This window comes from Winogradskyella pulchriflava, assembly GCF_042434315.1.
Lineage (GTDB): Bacteria > Bacteroidota > Bacteroidia > Flavobacteriales > Flavobacteriaceae > Winogradskyella > Winogradskyella pulchriflava.
On record NZ_JBHLTQ010000006.1, the window covers coordinates 79,345 to 100,007 of the forward strand.

The following is a 20,663-nucleotide window of genomic DNA, read 5'->3' on the forward strand; positions in this document are numbered from 1 at the left end:
TTTTTTAGATTATCAAACAATAATTAGCTACTGGATGTTTTAGTGACTTCGTGTTTTCTATACCGACAAAATAGCTTTCTATGTTTTTTTTATAATTTTAACCGTTTTAACGATTTTGTTTTTGTGTGTGATTTTAAGAACGTACTTACCAGGCTCTAAATGGTTAACATTGAGATAGATTGTTTTTGTGTGGATATGGTCTATCTCACCGTGGTGTGTTGTACGTTTTTTTTTCATACACATCAAATCTAATCGGAAGGCGAATAGAACGTTGTGAGGCATGTAACAAAAGTTGCAACTGATGTAACATGCCAGTTATAGCATACGATGTGATGAATGTTAATATGAAGTATTTGTGGGTTAGCTCCGTTTTGAAAACTCAGTTGGCGTACAATTGTAGGCTTCCTTAAAGCATTTGGCAAAGTAGGAATGGTCATTAAAACCTACGGAATAACCAACTTGAGAGATGTTAATGTCTGAAGACTTTAATAGTTTTGCTGCCAATTTAAGACGTTGCGAACGTATAAATTCTGATGCTGTAAGACCTGTTAGAGCTTTTAGTTTTCTGTGTAGTTGCATTCTACTCATACCAACGGCTTCAGCAAACTCGGTTACATTGAACGACGATTCCACTAGGTTTTCATCGAAAACGGTCTGGACTTTTTTAAGAAACTTTTCATCTATATTGGAAATGGCAATGTCTTTAGGCATTAATACCAATTCCTGGCTGTATCGTAATTGCAATTGGATTCTCGACTCTATTAATTTCTCAACTTTAAGAGCCAATAACCTCTTATCAAAAGGTTTTGTAATATAATCATCGGCACCTGTATCAATACCTTTAAACTGGTTTTCTACTCCTGCTTTAGCCGTGAGCAAAATAATGGGAATATGTGCAGTACGCTCGTCATTCTTTAATTCTTTAGTAAGTGTAATGCCATCTTTTTCTGGCATCATAATATCTGAAATAATGAGGTCTGGAATGTGCTCTAAAGCCAGTTCTAATCCAATTTTTCCATTTGGTGCAGCAATTACATTATAATTGTTCTCAAAGGTTTGCCTTAGTAGATTGCGTAAGTCGTCATTGTCCTCAACAATTAATAAAATCGGTAAATCACTATGTGTAAATTCTTCATCTTCAATAATAGAATTATAAACATAATCCCGTTTTTCAGTTTCTAATTTATTATTCGAAGCGGTAAAAATAGCATCGTTTTTAAAACTATTTTTATCTATTGTAAGACTAATACTAAATGAGGTTTTTTTGTTTGAAGTACTTTTCGCCTCAATATTACCTTTATGAAGTTCAACAAGCTCTCTAACGAGTGCTAAACCAATTCCTGTGCCTTGATTTTGTTCATTGGTTTGGTAAAAGCGCTCAAAAATATTATTCAATTCATAATCTGTTAACCCTTTTCCTGAGTTAGTGATTTTTATGACTAGTTTGTTTTTTTCTATATAGGCTTTGCATGAAATTGATCCATCTTCTGGTGTGTATTTTATGGCGTTTGACAAAAGGTTGACCGTAATCTTTTCTACAGCATCTTTATCGAACCAAACATTTTCATCATTTTGAGCTATGTCGATGTTATAATCAATATTTTTTTTGTTTGCTTGAAACATAAAGGATTCACTGAATGCAGAAATAAGCTGAAGCACATTGCCTTGCTGAAGGTGTAGTTTTAAATGGCCTGCATCAATTTTTGATAGATCCAACAATTGATTGACGAGTTCTAATAGACGATCAGAGTTTTGTTTGGCAACAGTGAATTGTTGCCGTTTTTTAACTGATATATTATTGTCTGCCAAAACATCGTCAATAGGACTGGATATTAACGTTAAAGGTGTGCGGAACTCATGGGAAATATTGGTGAAGAAGTTAGATTTTAATGCATCCAATTCTTTTAATTTAGTATTTGTTTTTTGATGATTACGATAGAGGAAAAATAAAAATAATCCTGCAATGGTGGTTATACCAATACCGCTTAGCATGAGGATTCTTTGGTTTTTTTTCTGTTGTTCTACGGTTTCATTTTGAGATTTTAAGAGGTTAATCTCTTGTTCTTTCTTTTCGGTTTGGTATTTTTTTTCGAGCTCTGATATATTCTGTTTATTAAAATCTGTTTGTATGACTCTAAGATGATCTCTTGCTTTTTCAGATGCTTCAAAAGCCTCTTTATAGTTACCAAGATTAAAATGTACACTGGCAAGAATGGCCTGGATATCGTACTTATGTTTCTCACGAACCAAATAGGCATCTTTCATTAAATTCTGGGATATGATAAGATGGTTCAGTGCAGCTTTTGGGTTGTTATTTTTATTATAAAATCCGGCAATCTTATAATTGGTAATGGCTTTCAACAATGTATCATTAGTTTTGTTGATAGCTACCAACTCTTTTTTAAAATAATGCAGGGCAGAGTCTTGCTGTCCTTGTTTATTATATAGGTTTGCCAATCCATCATATATGGAGGATTTCCTAAGATGATTGTCATTGGCTATGGTATTGCTAAGTGCCTTTTTGAAATTAGCAATGGCCTTTTTTGATTCGTTTCTTTCAAGATAGATATTTGCTTTTTTTTCATAAAGAATAGCTGCTGGAACATTTAGGTCATGTACATCAAAAAAAACTAGGCTATCTGTACTAACTTTCAAACCAGATTCTATAAGCTTAAGCCCATCCTCAATATTTTTGTTCATTTGAGAAAAGTGACTAGTATCCATGGCAGTACGCGAATCATTTAATACATTGACAATACTTACCTTTGTCATTGCCGCTAGAAAATAATTATCTTTTCTCACTTCTAAAAGAGAATCTAATTTTAAAAAATGAGATAGGGCACTCTCATAGTGGGACCTGAAGTAATAGATGGCTCCTCTTGTGTGGTAGATGTCTTCTAGATACTTCCATTGCTTGTTTTTAATGGCCAATGGTTCTGATTCTGATAAATAAGACAATGCTTTTTCCAAATCTGGTTCGAGATTGCTCAAAAGATCTACAATATCCAATTGTAAAGAATCTGCCTTACTAGCTTTGGCTAAATGATAACTTCTCTTTGCGTAACAGTAAGCACTGTCTAACCGACCTTCTTTATAAATTTTTTTTGATGTACTAATTAATGTTTTTAAAGAATCTATTTCTACTTGGCTTTGACCAATGCAAAAAAAGGGCATTAATAAGATAATAATGACGCCTTTTAAATTCATAATACTTTACAAATAGGATAATTAAATATAAACAATATTATGAAGATGAATTTGTTAACTCTGATAATTTTGTAGATTAATCAGTTACATAAATTATATCAACTTTACTTTAATCCTTATAAAAGTAAAGCTGTTGCATAGACTTAAAAATAATTTTATGATTTATTCCTTGACAAATCTTTTGATTGTTGTTTTGGTACCAGTAAAAACTTTTAATAAATACACACCAGAATTATATTCGCTAACATCTAAAGTTTTAGTGTTATAAGTATTTATCAGTTTTCCGGTAATATCATAAAGTTCTACCTTATCAAGAACTAAATCAGTGTTAACTGTAATCTTATTTTTTGCAGGGTTAGGATGGATACTGAATTCTAATGTAGGTACTTCATCATCAATTCCCAATGTGCCGAACATAAAGCTACCTTGACCAGCAGCAATACCACCAAAATAGTCTTGGGTACTGGTATTGTCTATGTTTGAATTATAAAAACTATCAAACGCTCCGCCAAGACCTTGGGCGATAGGATCGGAATTGGCTAAGATTTCTAACTGACCAGAAGTGGGCATATTGGTTATGTCAAAACTGGTGACAACTATTAGTTGGCCAGATGTATGAGCTAATATGGTTTGTCCTGGTGGTAGGTTTATTAGAAAACTATCTCGAGTACCATCACCAAGTCCATTTGCACTGAGGGTTGCAGCATCAACTTGTGTTGAGGATAACACGCGACCATTAAATTGAGCTAAATTGGCTACATCAGCGTTACCAGCTGGTAACATTAATGCAAAACCAATATCTGATATGTCTGTATCGCCAACAGAATCAAAATCTGGTATTGCTACTACCGAGAAATTATAGCCTCCGTTATGCACTAGTGCAAATTCATAACTTTGGCCTAGAGCACATGTTAATGTAAAAAGCGTTATTAATGTAAAGTAAAATCGTTTCATAAGTTAAGTTTTTAATTGTTAATTGGCGGAACTGTTGTTGATATTGTATAAGTTGGTATGTTTAGAAAGTTTCCAGGATGATCTAAGATATTATCTTTAATAAGGTTGCTGTCATTGAAAGGGCCAGAAAAACGCGCAATACCATCTAGGTTAACATCTTCCAATAGATACCCTGTTGAGGAAAATGTTATTAAATTAAGAAAATTGCTTGGGTCTCCTAAAATGTAATCTTTTATGGCATTGGCGTCATTATTTGCACCAGAGAATATTATCGTATTGCTAGCATTTGCATCACCTGTCCATAGCGCAGTATCACCACTGTCAAGTACAACCTGTGCATTATTGCCAAAAGTATTAAACGCACTATCTGTAAAATCAACAACTGTTGTTGTGCTTTCTGAAAGTGTAATGGATAAGTTGCTCATTGCTCCTAAATGATTGCGATGTTTTACTACTACATAGTGGTCTTTCGGAGGAGCATTCATTGTTAATGTAGATGTGCCATCTGTGGCAACTACATCACCATCGCGCTGCAATAGTGCGGATTTACCATTTATAAGCTTTGTGTTGTCATTACTAGCACGCAATTCTACCCAAACCCAATCTACTATGGCATCATCACCAGTTATAGAAAACACAGAGGCATTACAAGTAGCATTATCTTCGTAAGGACTTGTAGTCGGGATGAGGTCCGCAACACGTAAGTCGTCATTCATTAAACTAGGATTGTCAGGATTAAGAATTGGTCCTTGTAGATACATAATTGGATCTACTTTAACTTTAAAACTAGAATTTATAAATCCTTCAGAAATTGATAGAGTAGGCGTGCTAACTTCTTGTACAGCTACTTCGCCTATGGTGTAGAGTATCTCAATACCTCCTGCCGAAGCTGATGCACCACCAGAATCTATACTCGATTTTTCGATTTGCTGAGCATTCAAAGAAAAACCTATACCAGTTAATAAAGCGAATAAGAGTATTTTTATTTTTTTCATAATTAAAAAGCGTTTAATATTTATATTTTTTAGCAAACTATATCAAAAGTTACCGTAAAATCACCTCCGCAAATACCATTGAGGTCTCCATCTATAGGCCGATTATTAATGTCTAAAACGTTATTTCCTCCATCTCCTTTAATGGTTAGGGTTAGCCCTCCGCTAAAACAAGGTGATAAAGCAGTGAATGACTCATTGGTAGTTATTACCAAACGTGTTCCTCCGTTGTGCCAAGACAGTGTACCAGTAGCAGTTCCTCCCGAACCTGTTAAGGTCACTGAGCTGCCCAAAATAAAAGTGGCTTGGTTCATTCTTATATTAAAGGTGACTTCAACCCTAACACGGCTTCCACTAATTAAACTGAATTCTGTATAATTCAAATCCAAATATCTAGGTGAAGTAACAACAGCATTAGTGGGTGCATTATCTGCGGAAGCAGCATAAGGCACATGTTTAAACTGTGTGGTTCCCATATCGGTAAATCCATTGCCAATATCAACTTTAACATTTAAAAAATGGTCGTCGCTCTTCCAGTTTATATTGCCAAAGACGTCATTGTTTTCAGGTGTGCCTTCACCAATACATACGGTAATTATCCCGTTGTCATCAGTGGTTGGTTGATGCATTTCTGCATATTCTGTTGTGCCCGAAGGTGAACCCGAAATAATTGTCAATTGTAATTCAATACTTTGATTTGCAACTACATTACCTAAATTGTCCTTTATTACAGCTTTATAGTTAAATCCATTTTGTGAAAAAATTGACGTAGAAATCAATCCTAATACGATTACATAAAATAAACGTGTCATTTTAAAATAAGCTTAATTGGTTAATTATGTCAAATTTCGTGTAGATTACTGTTTTAGGGTATGTCATATGTCACATATGATATTACATATGTAACATTGGTAGAATTAATAGCCCTTGGTAGGCTATACATACTATCTAAATAATTCAGGTTGAAATTTATGACTGTCTAATCCGTATAATTAGACCTTATTGTATTTCTTTATCAACGCCTTAAGGCAAAATGACCAGTATAGGTTTTGCCATCTATAAACTTAGCTACAAACCAATAATCACTACTAGGTAATAGCTTACCATTGAGGCTTCCATCCCAAGCGCGATTTGAGGCATTAATTTCAGAAAGAAATTTTCCGTAACGATTAAAAATACGAATGTGTTCTATAGCGTTATATGGTGTGTCAAAACCTAAAACTTGCCAAACATCATTAGTGTTGTCTCCATTTGGCGTAAAGAATTTTGGAAACCCTAAAACCGTAATTGTTTCTTCAGTAATGCCACAGCTGTTTATGTCCCTTACATAAACTGTGTGATAACCATGAGAAACATTGTTAAAAACATTACTTTCTTGGTAAAATCCGTCAGCATCATCTAAAGCAAACTCATACACACCTTGTCCAGAAACAGAAATTGTTACTGAGTTATTAGGCGCAATACCTTCTACGGAGATATTTTCTATAATTGCAGTTTCAGATGGGTTTACTATAATTGTTCTACTAGACGAACAGCCATTTGGGTCAGTAACAACTACAGTATAACTGCCTGTTTGGTTAACTTCATTAAATAGTGTTGTAACGTCCGTTAGTGCTCCGTTAAAATACCATTGGTAGTAATAATTGTTAGGTATATCATTTTGTACTCCACCAAAAATTGTAATAGGTTCAGGGAAAGTGTTTAAACAATATATTACAGTTTCATCATCTTCAATAACTGGAGTATGAATAACGCTTAGGTTTACTGTGGAAATACTAAAACACTGATTGTCACTTTCGATTTTAGCGTATATGGTTTGAAAGTTGATAGAGGTATTTACGTAATTATTTGGTAATTCATTAGACTCGCTAAAAGCATCTGCTTCGGATTCATAATAGCTTACCTCGGCACCAGTGGGAATCTGATTGATAATTGAAGCTTCAATATCACTTAATGTAAAGGTTGCAAAACCATCCAAATCATCTCCATCACAAGCTTCTAAATCCGGGATATTAATTGTATTGTTAGATGTTTGCAACTCAAGTTCAACAATATCAAAACAATTTACGTCATTTACAACTCGAGCATATACAGTTTGAAAAGGAACCGTATTCTGAAAATCAGTTTGGTTACTTATAGGATTGGTGTCTGTTAAGGCATCAGTTTCGGTAAGATAAAAATCTAAAACTTGTAGCGCTTGGTCATTATTGATTAAATCATCAGAAGCAATAAAGAGGTTGAAAGTTGTTAATCCATCATTATCAACATCGCACTCAATTAAAATAGCATTCTGACCCATTGGAACAGGAGCATATTCAATAACAACTTCGCCGTATGAAATACAATTGTTATTCAATCCAACTTCTACAGTATAAGTTCCTGGTTCGGTAACTGTATAAGTTCCACAAGTACCACATCCAGTAGGGACACCTTGTACCAAAACACCATCTCTATACCAATCGTAGGTGTTTTGACCATTTTGATATGCAAATAGTTCTAGTGTTTCCCCTTCACACAAAGCATTTCCTGTAGCGATTAACCTATTTGGTCCTAAGTCTGTTGATAGCTGAAAACTTCCTGCTTCTAAAAAAACGGCTGAATCATACCTGTAGTTTTGTTCGTCTGCAATAACCAATTTTACATGATAGGTTTCGTTAGGTATAACATTAGCTGTAGCAGTAAGAATAGCGGTTTGTCCATTGAAATTTATTGGTGAATTAACTCCATTGTAACTACCGAAATAAGTCTCGTTTTGAGGAGGACAAGCTCCAGGCACTCCTGGTGTAACAGTCGTCGCTTTTACAGGTGTATTTGTATCTGGTACTAAAGCTATATTCTCATATTGATTTTGACCATTAACAGGCCTAATTAAAAAACCAAATAAATCGGAATACTGACAACTATTAGAGTTGTTCTCTTGGTATTCTTCTGAAGCAAAGATATATCTAAAGCTAACTTGAGTAGCTACGGAAGTAAAATCAAACTCTAAAATTGTTGCATTTAATGTATTGGATTCATTTAATGCCATTTCTAAATCTAAATCTCCTTGCCAGTTTGGAGCATCATCATCACTTAAGCTATTATTTGGACCAGGAACATTTGTTAAACGTCCTGTGCTCATTACAATACCACTTTGAAAAGGAAATGCTGTGCCAGTAGCGTCAAAATAACCATAACTTTGGTCATTGCCACTAAAGTCACCACCAACAACATTGGTTACGCTAATATTAGTGATACAGTCACTATCAATTAAAATATCTTCTATAAGCTGCTGTGGAGTATAGGTTTGACTATCTACGGTAATATTTTGCGAATATGCAGTTAGTGCAAGTAAAAAGATATATAATTTAAATATTTGTTTCATTACAATTTGTAAGGTTGGCAAAGATAAGTATGAAACATAAATTAGAATTTAAAAAAGATGTTAATGTTAGACTTATCGTCTTAAAGCAAAATGCCCTTTAATTTCAAATCGTTCACCATTTTGAACAACTTTTGCAATGTACCAATAATCACCGGCAGGCATGTCGTTACCATTGAAGGTGCCATCCCAACCTGGAGTATTATAGCCAAGTTCCTTTAATAGTTTTCCGTAACGGTCAAAGATATGGATAATGGTTCCTGGTAGCGTTTCTACACCAGTAATATGCCAAGTATCAAAATCACCATCTCCATTAGGTGTCATATGTTTAGGGACATCAATTACTAGTACTTCGCGAGTAATGCGAGCACAACCATTTTGGTCAATAATTGTAATGGTATTATAGCCAATAGGTACATCCACAAAAACATTAGAGCTTTGGAATGGTAAATCATTGAGCTGATAGAGGTAATCACCAATACCAATTACGGTTAAAGTAATGTTGTTAGGGTCCGAAAAATCTATGGTCTCTACCACATCAATAACAGCAGATTCAGAAGGTGTGACATTGAAGGTACTTGTGTGCTCACAACCAAAGGCGTTGGTTACGGTTACACTATATGTTCCGATATCGGTAATCTCAATTTGTGACGTAGTTGCATTTGTAGACCAAAGATAGGTGTCTAGAGGATTTTCTGTTTCTGCAGAAACTATCAACGGTAGGTCATTTAAACAAAGTACTTGATCTTCAATAGCAACGGAAGGTAATGGGTTGATGATTATTGAAAACTGGGTAATATCAAAACAACCAGTGGTATTGTTTTCTACTCTTGCAAAAATAATTTCGTTGTTAAATGCTATATGGTCAGTTTCCAGTGCATCTGTATTTTCGATAGCATTATCTTCAGAGCTATGGTAGCTTACAGAATACTCATATGGGTCTTGCCCACTTAAGATCACAGTGTTTTGCAGGGATAAATCAAATTCAAGAAAGCCATCAAAATCATCATCGCAGGCAATTAAGTCACTTGGTTGCGTAACAATAGGAAGAGGATTGACAATTAACTGAAAAGGGTAAATGTCATAACAATGCGTAGTGCTGTATTCTGCTCTGGCATATAGTGTTGTATTTGTGTTGGTATATGTGTAATCTGTGTTTAAGGCATTTTGGTTGGCTTCAGCATCAGCCTGATTTGTATGGTAACTTACAAGTACATTGAACGTGTTGTCTAGAAGAACTTCGTTAATCTCTGATAAGTCTACAAAGTTGTCATCATTTTCACAAATATTATAGGCTTCAATATCATTGAATTGTGGTGGCATATTTACAATTAACTCTATTTGGACAGAGGTGTAACATTCGGTAGTGGCATTTCTAATTTTTACATAAATAGTCTCAGGATTTGAGCTATTAACATAAGATTCAGGGTTTGCAATGGGATTGGTGTTGTTTTCTAAGTCCGCTTCTGACGTAAAGTATGTAAAATCTATATTGTATTGTCTACCATCTAGAATTTCAATTTCTTTTGAGGTTAAATCCCATTCTATGTTAGTGTCATTGTTAATAGCACAGCCAACAAAAGTGTGTTCAAAGGTTACTTCTGGAAGTGATAGAGCATTGACAAAGAACGTTGAAACTTCAAAACAACCAGAATCTGTATTTTCAATTCTGGCATATAGTATTTGTGGATTTTCAGTAGAGGTGTAGTTTAAAGGTAGTGGGTTGGCACTTACACGCGCGTTAAGATATGTAGTATGAAACGTTACGTTTAGGTTTTGTGATGTTCCATCTGTTATCTCAGCGATTTTTTCATTCAAGTTTGTAGAAACCAAGCCATTGTTATTGATGTCACATTCATAAACATCATTAGGTTCATTATATATAGGTGCTTGCTTAACTTCAATGCGCATTGGAGCTATTTTATAACAACTATTTTCATTAACGTTTTCTAATCTAACATATATGGTTTGCGGATTAGAATTGGCAAAATACATGCTGTTTTTGTCGATGGGATTGTCTTTGTTAATCGCATCGTTTTCAGTCTCATAATACTGAACTTCCATATCGTTTTGCCCATTGATGATCTCAAAATCTTTGTTTACGAACAAAAATCCTGAAGGGTCAGTAGGGTCTAATTCGCAATTAATAAAATCTGAAATGGTATTTAGTTGTGGGTCAGCATTAACTGATACATCAAAATTGAAAATGGAAAAGCAGCCTAAAGTACTATCTTCTGCTCTCAGAAATATTTCCCTACTTGTGGTTGTGTATGTCGTTGGGTTTTCAATTTGGTTAATATTATCTAAGGCATCATCAAAGGATTCAAAGAAATAAAAGTTAATATTACTAACGTCATCGGAAATACCTTCAAGTACAGTTTCTAAGTTTAAGGTAGTTGTTAAATCTTGGTCTGCATCGCAAATGATTATGGACTCGGGATTAGAAACATTAAATGAGTTGGTAATATTTACCTGCATTGTCGTAATATCATAACATCCTGTGAAGATATTAGTCATTCTTACATAAAAGACTTGTTGATTTCCAGAAACGTTATAGGTATCAGTAATTCTGTTCTCTTGATTTTCCGCATCCAAGATATTGGTGTAAAACTCAACAGGTCCAGTAATGGTCATATCACTTAAAAATTGTTCCTCTAGAGGAGGTATGGCAATATTAGAGGTGTTATTTTCAACGTCTGTACTACCGCAAACATCAATTGATACAGGTTGTAAGTTCAGACCTGGATCTATGTTTAAAGTAACTTGAGACCTGTGCGTACAACCATCATAGGAAGAGAATAGGTATAAACTTTGACCTTGGGCCATAGCAAGCGTGCTATTAATATCTAGTGGGTTTGACTGATTGTTTCTGTCTTCTTCAGTAAGGTAAAAATTTATATCAATATCAAAACCATCTTTTAATTCTTCAGATAAATCAGATAGGCTAACATCTACAATGCCATCATTAGAATTGTCATCGCAACGCCTTATTTGGTAATCACTTTCCAATAAATTATAAAGAAGATTTTTATGTATTTCAATACTCATAAGAGTAGGGCAGTTCTCACCTACATATCGTATGCTTATAGGAATAAATAAGCTTGGTGCTGAGGTAGTGATAAGAGGTGGTACACCTATAACAAGAGTTTCTAATTGCGCTTCAATTTCTGGGTGTTGTGCTTGGAGTTCATCAAAAAGCTCAAAAACATCATAGGTTACAGGTAATGTTTCGTAGTTGAACGTTTCTCCGTCAATAGTCTCTGTATAAGAAGGTGACATACAAGAATCGAGTATGTAACGGCCAATATCTGGTTGGTCTGCATAGACCAAATGAATAGGAACAATAGAGGGACAGCCAGTAAAGTCATTAACCACTCTCGCGTAAAAGGCTTCTGGCTCATTTTGAAAATCTGGTATTTCAGTAATTTCATTATCAAAACTCATTGCATCTTCTTCAGTTAAATAATAACTAACAGTTGTGTTAAATTCAAAATTTGAAACTGCAAAATCAAAAAAGCTTAAAGTAGTATATGCCAGGTCTGAAAATGTATTATTACATACTTCAGCTGTTAACTCATAAGTGTTTGGTGAATAGTAAACCGAAATATTAAAGTTTCCTATCTGAAGGCAATCTCCATCTAAACTCTCTATCCTTACATATATGGTTTCCGTTTCTTCAGTGTTCTGGTAATCTCCTATAATTGGGTCTATATTATTTTCGGCATCAGCTAAACTTAGGTGATATGAAATATTATAGTTAACAGAAGGTAATTCCGATAAAATCTCACCATCTTTTAAGTCGTGAAAATCAAAATCGTAAAAACCATCGCTAGGAATTGTATCACAAATTGAAAGATCTGCAATTGGTGCTGCTTGTTGAAAAGGGATTATTTCTATTTCTATGCTATCGGTGAGAATACAATTTGTACCTCCAAATGGTAAAGATACTTCTACAGTATATGTGCCTGATTGAGTAACTTGTAAGGTAGGATTGGTTTCAGTAGCAATTAACTGATTATTTAAAAACCACGCATATACTGCTGCTGGGTTATTAACTTCAGCATTTAGGGTTAGGTCACTACCACAAATAAATTGGTCTGGTCCTAAATCAATAGAACTACCAAAACCTTCACCTGAAATAAATACAGAAGAGTCAAAACGTTCATCAATATGGTCTGCAATTACAAACTTTATGTGATAAGTTTCATTTGGTATAATATCACTGTATGCAGTTAAGACTGTTGTATTACCATTATAGTTAGTGTGTCCAAGATTATAACCTTGGTAAAAATCTTCATTTAGTGCTTCACAAAACCCATTGATTGTTGGTCGAACAGAATTAGTACTAATTTCTGTTGCTGTTTCTGGAACTGTAGCAATATTTACATAAGGATCTGTAGTTCCTGCTCTTTTTATAAGAATGGCAAATACATCTTTAAAAGTACAAGGGTATTCTTGTTGGTATTCGTCTGAAGCAAATAAATATTTAAAAGCTATAAAGTTATTGGCTGAAGTGAAATCGAATTCTATAGAAGTAGCATTTAATGTTTGATCTATACCTAAAACATCCAAGATATCAGAATCTGTTTCCCAATCAATTCCTCCTTGGCTTAAATTTTGGGCAATTACATTATTTCCAGCTGAAGAAATATCACCAGTTGATAGAATTAAACCATTTTGAATAGGGAAATCCGATGTGCCACGATCAAAAGTTCCAAACGTATTTAGATTATTAATGCTTCCGTTAATTGATGAGGTTATGTTGCTTGCAGTAGCACAATCATCGCCTACAAGACTTTGAATAAGCTCATTGGGTTGTTGAGAACTGTCTGTAGTTATCTGTTGCGCATATAAAAAACAGATATGCGTGAAAAGGAATAAGAATATGAAAATACTTTTCTTTTTCATCATTAATTAATAAAACAATAGCAATGTAGGAAACGAGTCTCCTTTTTTTTGTATAAATGTAAGAAAAAGTAATTTAAGCTAAGCTATAAAAGAGTTGTATTAACTAATTAAGAGGTTAAACTTTAAAACTTAGATCCTTTAAACTCATAAAAGAAAATCAACGACGAATGGCAAAATGCCCTTTAACTTCAAAAGATTGGCTACCACGTTTTACCTCTGCTAAAAACCAATAATCACTTGCTGGTAATTTATTACCATTAAAAGTGCCATCCCAACCAGGAGTATCATGTCTTAAAGTAGTTAGATGCTTGCCATAGCGGTCAAAAATATGGATAATGGTTCCTGGTAATGTTTCTACACCTATAATATGCCAAGTATCAAACTGACCATCATTGTTTGGTGTCATGTGCTTTGGTATATCAATAACTAAAACATCTCTTGTAACCTGTGAGCATCCATTTAAATCTATAATAGTTATCGTATGGTAACCCATGGCGACATTTTCAAATACATTAGATTCTTGCGGTTCTCCGTCATCTAACTGATAAAGGTAATTACCAATACCACTAATGGTTACAGTAATGTTGTTTGGATCAGAGAAATCAACTACCTCAGTGGCTTCAATTGTGGCTGCTTCAGATTCTGAAACAACAAAAACACGCGTGTTTTCACAACCAAATTCATTTGTAACGCTTATCCAATATGTACCTATTTCTGTAATTTCAATTTCAGGAGTTGTTTCTCCGGTTGACCATAGATAATCATCTGCTGGATTATTTGTATTAGCAGAAACAAGCAGCGGTAAGTTGTCTAAACAAATTACCTGATCTTCAATATCTATTACAGGCAATGGATTAATGATAGCCGTGAATTGCGTAATTGCATAACAACCTGTGCTGTTATTTTCAATTCTTGCAAAAATTTGTTCACTGTCAAAAGCCATATAGTCTGTATCTAGTGGAGAATTATTTTCATTAGCTTGCAACGCTGTATTATGGTACGTAATAGTGAATTCTGAAGCATTTTGAGTTCCAAGAATTCCAGCATTTTGCTGCGTTAAATCAAATCCTAATATACCATCGAAGTCATCATCACAAGCTATTAAATCATTAGGCTGATTGGCAAATGGCAATGGGTTAACATTTAAGATAAACTCATAAATCGTATAGCAATGTGTGGTGCTAAGCTCTGCTCTGGCAAAAAGTGTGTCATTAGTTGTTAGATAGGTGTAATCTGTGTCTAATGCATTTGTATTTGCAATGGCATCTGCTTCATTTGTATAATAACTAAACAGGACATTGAAACTTTCATCCATTAAGACTTCGTTTATTTCATTTAAATCGAAGCTACTGTCATCGTTTTCACAAATACTATAAGATTGAAAATCGTTAATTACTGGTGGTGTATATACAATTAATTCTATTGGAACCAAGGCATAGCAATTAGATATAGTATTGGTGATTTTTATGTAAACCGTTTGTGGATTACTTGTATTGGTATAGGTTTCAGGATTTTGAATCGCATTAATATTTGCTTCAGCATCATCAAAATTTTCAAAATAACTGATTTCAATATCATCTTGTCTTACGTCTAGTATATCAAATTCTGCTTCTGTTAAATCAAATTCAGTGAATCCATCATAATCTTCATCACAAGAGGTAATAGGAATAGATTCGTTAACCTCTGGTACTTGTATGACATTTAATTCAAAAGAGGTTATGGAATTACATATTGTACCATTATCTATCTGAACAAATATAGTTTGTGGATTTACGGTATTTGTATATTGAAGCGGTAGCGCATTTGTGCTATTTTCTGCATTGGCAAGAGATAAATAAAATGTTACTGATAAATTATCTGGTGAACCATTTGAAATTTCTTCAACTTTGGTTGATAAGTCAAAAGTTTGAAAACCATCATTATCTATATCATCACAAACAAACCAATCTGCAGGTTCATTAAATATAGGATTGGTACCTACCTCAATAGTAAAGCTAGATGTACCAAAACAATTTTCATCGGTTAAGTTTTCAACTCTAACAAAAATACTTTGCGGGTTATTTGTATTTTGAAAAACAATATCCTTATCAATAGCATTGGTTCTGTTATCAGCATCATTTTGATTGAGATAATACAGCACTTGTTTGCCAGTTTGGCCATTCAAAATTTCGGCATCCATGGTGTTGAAAATAAAATCACCAAAACCATCACTATTATCTTCACATATTTTATAGTTATCTATAACCGTGAAAACAGGTAATGTATTAACCGTAATACTTAACGTTTCAGTAGAAAAACAACCTGTTGATGTGTTTTCTACACGAATGAATACGGATTCCGTTTGTGCATTGTAATTATTAGTGCCAGCTATAGGATTTGTGGCATTATCTGCATCTTCCTGGCTATTATGAAAGCTAATTTCTCTTTGATTGGTGCTGTTTACAACTTCTGGTATAACATCCAGTAAATTAATTATAGAAAATCCATCATGGTCATCGTCACATATTACGATATCTGATGGTGCAGAAGTAATAGGTGCATCTAGCACTGTAATTTGAAAAGATGTTACATCTGAACAGCCAGTTTCATCAGATAATATTCTTGGATAAACCGTAAAAGGATTTGTTGTATTGGTATAAAAATTAGGTAATACATTGGTGTCATTTCTGGCATCATCTTCAGTTAAGAAATAAGTGACGCTAAAACCTTCTTGGGCATCTGAAACTAAGACATCAAATTGAGATAAATCGGTTGTGGTAATGCCATCTTGATCTTCATCACAAACAGATTGATTGACTATAGATTCAAACTCTTGTACAGGAGTTAAAGTCAACTCAATTTCATCCACATCCATACAAGTAGGACTATAGAGGTTTAAATAAATAATTTGAGGATTATTCTGTGGAGTATAAGGTACAGATTGATCTAATGCGTTGATTTGATTATCTCTATCATTAGCCGTTTCGTAAAATTCAATTGAAACATCTGGTACGTTATTAATTATGGTAAGTGCTATAGCTGCAAAACTAAACTCTTCGGTACCATCATTTCCTATATCACAAATTGAAAAATCTCTAATATTTGTTGCTGTAAGCAAAAGATTGGTATGTATTTCTATAGGTGTAACAGAAGCACAGCCTGTTGTATTGTCTTCAACTCTTATATATACAATCTGCTCATTTGCATTAATGTTGGCGTAATTGGTGTCATCTACTATTGGGTTTGTACCTGCCAATGCATCTTCGTTTGTTTCATGGAAAGTTACTGTAACACCTGTTAATCCTTCAAGGACATCAGGAATTATACTTGTTAAATCAAAATTTGCAAAACCATCATGGTCTTGATCACAAGCATCTATATAATGGTCTTCGGTATTTATAACAGGATTATCAAAAACTTCGATATCTAAAGTTGTAGTACTAATACAATCTGTTTGAGGATTTCTTACACTTACAAAAACCTGCTCCGTAACATTGGTGTTAACGTATGGCATTGGTAATGCATTTGTTCCAGAAGCAGCATCAGCTGCAGTACTATGGTATGTAACGACTAAATTGGTTTGTCCGTTAGTGATTTCATCATCTTTTATACTGAGGTCAATGGTTGTAACACCATCTGCCGTTTGGTCATCACAAACCTCTAAAGGTGTTGGGTCTGTTATAACTGGAAGAGGATTCACAACTAAATCAAAATTTGAAAATGCCAAACAACCGTTATCAATATCTTCTATTCTTACATGGATAGTTTGCGGATTTATTGCATTCTGAATTGTTCCAGAAATAGCATTGATTCCAGCTTGTGCCTCGGCATTGGTATTATGATATGATATGGTATAGTTTGAAGCTGGTACAGACGCCAATACTTCAGCATTTTTAGTGGATAAATCAAAAGTTTCAACACCATCATTACTAATGTCATCACATAATTCATAATCCATAATTGGACCTGAAGATTGTGTAGAGCTAAGCGTAATGTTAATGTCGTCTTCTATAATACACGTGCTTCCTGATAATGGAATTTCTATTTCAACACGATAATTTCCTGTTTGTACAGCATCAAAAGTAGGTTGTGTAGCTCCGGGAATAATAGCATTGTTAAAATACCAAGAGTATGTTGCTTGCGGATTTTCTATGTTTCCATCTAAGATGACATTGCTTGCACAGGTAGAAAAATCTTCACCTAATTCTACAGTAGCATTAAAACTATTACCTTCTATAAAAACTGCAGAGTCATAATTTTCATCCGTTTGATCTGCAATAATGAGTTTTATTTGGTATTGTACATTTGGTTGAATAGCAGCAGTTGCAGAAAGTACGGTTGTTCTACCATTATAGTTTGTATCTCCTAGGTTATAGCCTTCAAAAAATTGTTCGTTTGAAGCATCACAAAATCCCACAATTTCGTCATGAACTGTATTAGTGTTAACAGGAGTCGTTGTTCCTGGCACTAATGCAATATTGGTATAAGGGTTGCCTGAGCCAGCTTCTCTGATTAAAAATGCAAAACCATCAGAATATTGGCAAGGAAAATTACCGAAGTATTCCTCAGAAGCGAGTATATAATTAAACTGAATTTGATTTGAGATGGATGTAAAATTAAATTCAATGGATGTTGCATTTAGGGATCCTGTGATTCCTAAAGTTGCTTCAAGATCTGGATCTGTTGTCCAACTTGCGTTTCCATCATTTAAAATCGTTGTGTTTTCTCCGTTTCCTGCGGAATTAGCATTTCCTGTTGTTAAAACAATTCCGTTTTCAAATGGGAAATCAGAAGCTCCACGTTCAAAATAACCATAACTTCCCAAGCCTATTGAGCTACCGTTTGAAGGAGAACTTATGTTAGAAACCTCTACACAACCTTGAATTAAAGTGTTTTCAATTAGCTCTTGCGGAGATACCGTATTGTCAACAGTTATTTGTTGGGCATAAGTTATGCTGCAAATAATGCATAAAAATAAACTGAGGGAACGACGAAAACAATCCATTAGTTGCGGTTAAGTTTAAAGGGTACAAATAAGTTTAGATTTGGGGCTAACTCTCAATTTGTACGGGTTAAGCGAGGAAAAATAGATTTAATAAAGATTAAATACAAAAAAACACGACGAAATGCACAAAACGTTAACATTTATGTTTGTTAATGTTGTGTGTAACTTTAAAAAGACCTCAAAAAGAGGTCTTTTTCCCAAATTGAAATTTCGAAACATTAAAGCCTCAATATATAATGTTTCTTAACCCGAAACTCAATATTGTTATGTTATTTGAATAAATGAAATGCATACTTAAAAGGGTAATTCTTCAATGCTTTTGAGGGAGGTGATTCAATGATTTATAATGAATTCAAAGAATGAATTAATCAAGGGTCTTAAAGTTAAATAAAGTCATTAATATGGGCAAAAGAAAAAGACGAATGCACTAAAAACTTAACATATTTAGTAATTTACGTACACCCAACCTACCATTGGTCGATAGTTGGAATCGTTGAGGTTTAGAATATAAAAATATGTACCAACAGGAACTGTTTCTCCATGGTTGTTTAAACCTCTATTAATAACACCATACCAAGGCTTGTCATTATTGCCTTCAAAAATAATCTCTCCGTAACGGTTATATATTTGGAGTTCGTGCTCGGTAAAGATGTTATATAATCCTTGAATGTTGAACCAGTCGTTGCGAGAATCATCATTAGGAGAAAATCCATCAGGAACATATGGTGGACAATTTTCAGTGGTTAAATTGAATTGAAATATTTCGTAACAAGGAGGACTTTCTAGCCTTACGTATATGGTTTCTGGATGACTAGAATTGTTATATGAAGTAGGAATTAAAATGGCATTAGATTCCGTTTCCAAATCTTCAAGAGTGGTATAAAATGTAATATCTTCCTCCGTATAGTCAAAACCTTCCAATACGTCAAATAGATTGTAAGTTGAGGTTTCAAAACCTTCGTTGCAGCCAATGAGTCGTGGTAACGTTACGATATCTGGTACAATCAGCAATTCAATATCAACAAAATTTATATTATTGTCCTCGTTGCTCTCTGTTACAGTACCTTCCATAATACCGTTGTCATCTACACTAGCAATGATTGTTAAATTGGGATCTGCATCATCTGGTATAGTAACCATTATAGAATTACTTTCACTTGCACCAATCGCAATATCATTTACAGTTAGACTCTGACCAATTAGCAATCCATCTAAGTAAAAAGCAATTGGTGTATTGGCAGGTAAAACAGCTGTACTATTAAAATTATTAACTGTGTAAAATAGCTCAATACTATTATCTCCACAATTAACTATGTAATCATCAACTGTGATAGTAGCATCTGGTAATTGGCTATTGAGTACGGTAATAATATTGTTTATCATCACGTAATCCTGGCCAGAAGTAAGTGTAATTGTAGCTGAGGTATCTCCGATGTTTATATTGTTTTGAATATTGTAAACATCAATATCCATATTATATAAATCCGTTGCTCCAGTAAATGAATTGGTACCATTAAATGCATTATTGGCAGGATTCAATGGTAAGTTACTAATAACGTTACCGTTTATGGTGAGTTGCTCATTAACAGCTAAAGCTCTGTCTCCTTCCCAAGCAATAAATCCTATTTTAGCATCTTCGTTATCCAAAACATTTAGGTTATTTAGGGTAATGCTCAAAAATGTAGGAACACTTTGTAAACCATCATAAATGTTTAATTGGTTTAAAGGTAAACTTGCGTCTTCATAAATAATAGTTATGGCCCAGCCACCAAAATTAGTGCCTGTTGGGCAATAGGGAGAAATAACACCTGTAAGATCAAAATCTGAAATGGTATAAGTGCCACTACCTTGCGTGGTTATAATGTCAGTGACATCAGCAAAGGCTGCAAAAAATATTCGTGTAGCATCTAAAGCATCACTAAACGTACGTTCAGCACTGATAGGAACTCCATTAATAGCGATATCAAAATCACCACTCCCAGATCCAGCCCAATACAAATAAGCTGCTGTTACATTTTGTCCAGCATTAAGACTTAAATCTGCAGAAGAGGATGTTAGAATTGAACAAGGTCCACCTAAACCATTTTCTACAGTGTTTAATGTATTGCCAATTGCGACATAATCATATCTACCATTAAATTGTTGGAACAATGAAACATCTTGTGCAAGTAAAGGGATTGTTGCGCCAAATAAAGTGAAGTAGAGTATGAGTTTTACGTTTTTCAAAATGTTAGTTTGGTGGGACTAAATTAAGGTT

Annotated in this window: 9 protein-coding genes; all 9 read right to left on the reverse strand. The window is 34.1% G+C overall.

Going from position 1 to position 20,663, the window contains the following annotated elements; translation table 11 throughout:
• Positions 1-78: 78 nt before the first annotated feature.
• The 9 genes from ACFFGA_RS12365 to ACFFGA_RS12405 all read right to left on the reverse strand — a co-directional run bounded on the left by ACFFGA_RS12365 (position 79) and on the right by ACFFGA_RS12405 (position 20,632).
• Complete coding sequence (locus ACFFGA_RS12365) at positions 79-237, reverse strand: T9SS type A sorting domain-containing protein (RefSeq protein WP_386064500.1); 159 nt, start codon at positions 235-237, stop codon at positions 79-81.
• 123 nt (positions 238-360) lie between these two features.
• Positions 361-3,207, reverse strand: coding sequence for a response regulator (locus ACFFGA_RS12370; RefSeq protein WP_386064503.1), 2,847 nt, complete (start codon positions 3,205-3,207; stop codon positions 361-363).
• 162 nt (positions 3,208-3,369) lie between these two features.
• On the reverse strand, positions 3,370-4,161 hold the full coding sequence (locus tag ACFFGA_RS12375; protein ID WP_386064505.1) for a T9SS type A sorting domain-containing protein: 792 nt from the start codon (positions 4,159-4,161) through the stop codon (positions 3,370-3,372).
• A gap of 11 nt (positions 4,162-4,172) precedes the next feature.
• The gene (locus tag ACFFGA_RS12380) at positions 4,173-5,156 is read right to left on the reverse strand and encodes a COA_001 N-terminal-type choice-of-anchor domain-containing protein (RefSeq protein WP_386064507.1); all 984 of its coding nucleotides are present in this window, start codon (positions 5,154-5,156) and stop codon (positions 4,173-4,175) included.
• A 29-nt stretch (positions 5,157-5,185) separates the two neighbouring features.
• Positions 5,186-5,965, reverse strand: coding sequence for a DUF8740 domain-containing protein (locus tag ACFFGA_RS12385; RefSeq protein ID WP_386064509.1), 780 nt, complete (start codon positions 5,963-5,965; stop codon positions 5,186-5,188).
• 203 nt (positions 5,966-6,168) lie between these two features.
• Positions 6,169-8,517, reverse strand: a complete 2,349-nt coding sequence (locus ACFFGA_RS12390; protein ID WP_386064510.1) for a T9SS type B sorting domain-containing protein — start codon at positions 8,515-8,517, stop codon at positions 6,169-6,171.
• A 72-nt stretch (positions 8,518-8,589) separates the two neighbouring features.
• Positions 8,590-13,425 (reverse strand): T9SS type B sorting domain-containing protein, encoded by a 4,836-nt coding sequence (locus ACFFGA_RS12395; RefSeq protein ID WP_386064512.1) that lies wholly within the window; start codon positions 13,423-13,425, stop codon positions 8,590-8,592.
• Between the two features lie 154 nt (positions 13,426-13,579).
• Positions 13,580-18,406, reverse strand: coding sequence for a T9SS type B sorting domain-containing protein (locus tag ACFFGA_RS12400; RefSeq protein ID WP_386064514.1), 4,827 nt, complete (start codon positions 18,404-18,406; stop codon positions 13,580-13,582).
• A gap of 444 nt (positions 18,407-18,850) precedes the next feature.
• Entirely contained in the window at positions 18,851-20,632 is a 1,782-nt protein-coding gene (locus tag ACFFGA_RS12405) for a T9SS type B sorting domain-containing protein (RefSeq protein ID WP_386064515.1), read from the reverse strand.
• Positions 20,633-20,663: the final 31 nt, after the last annotated feature.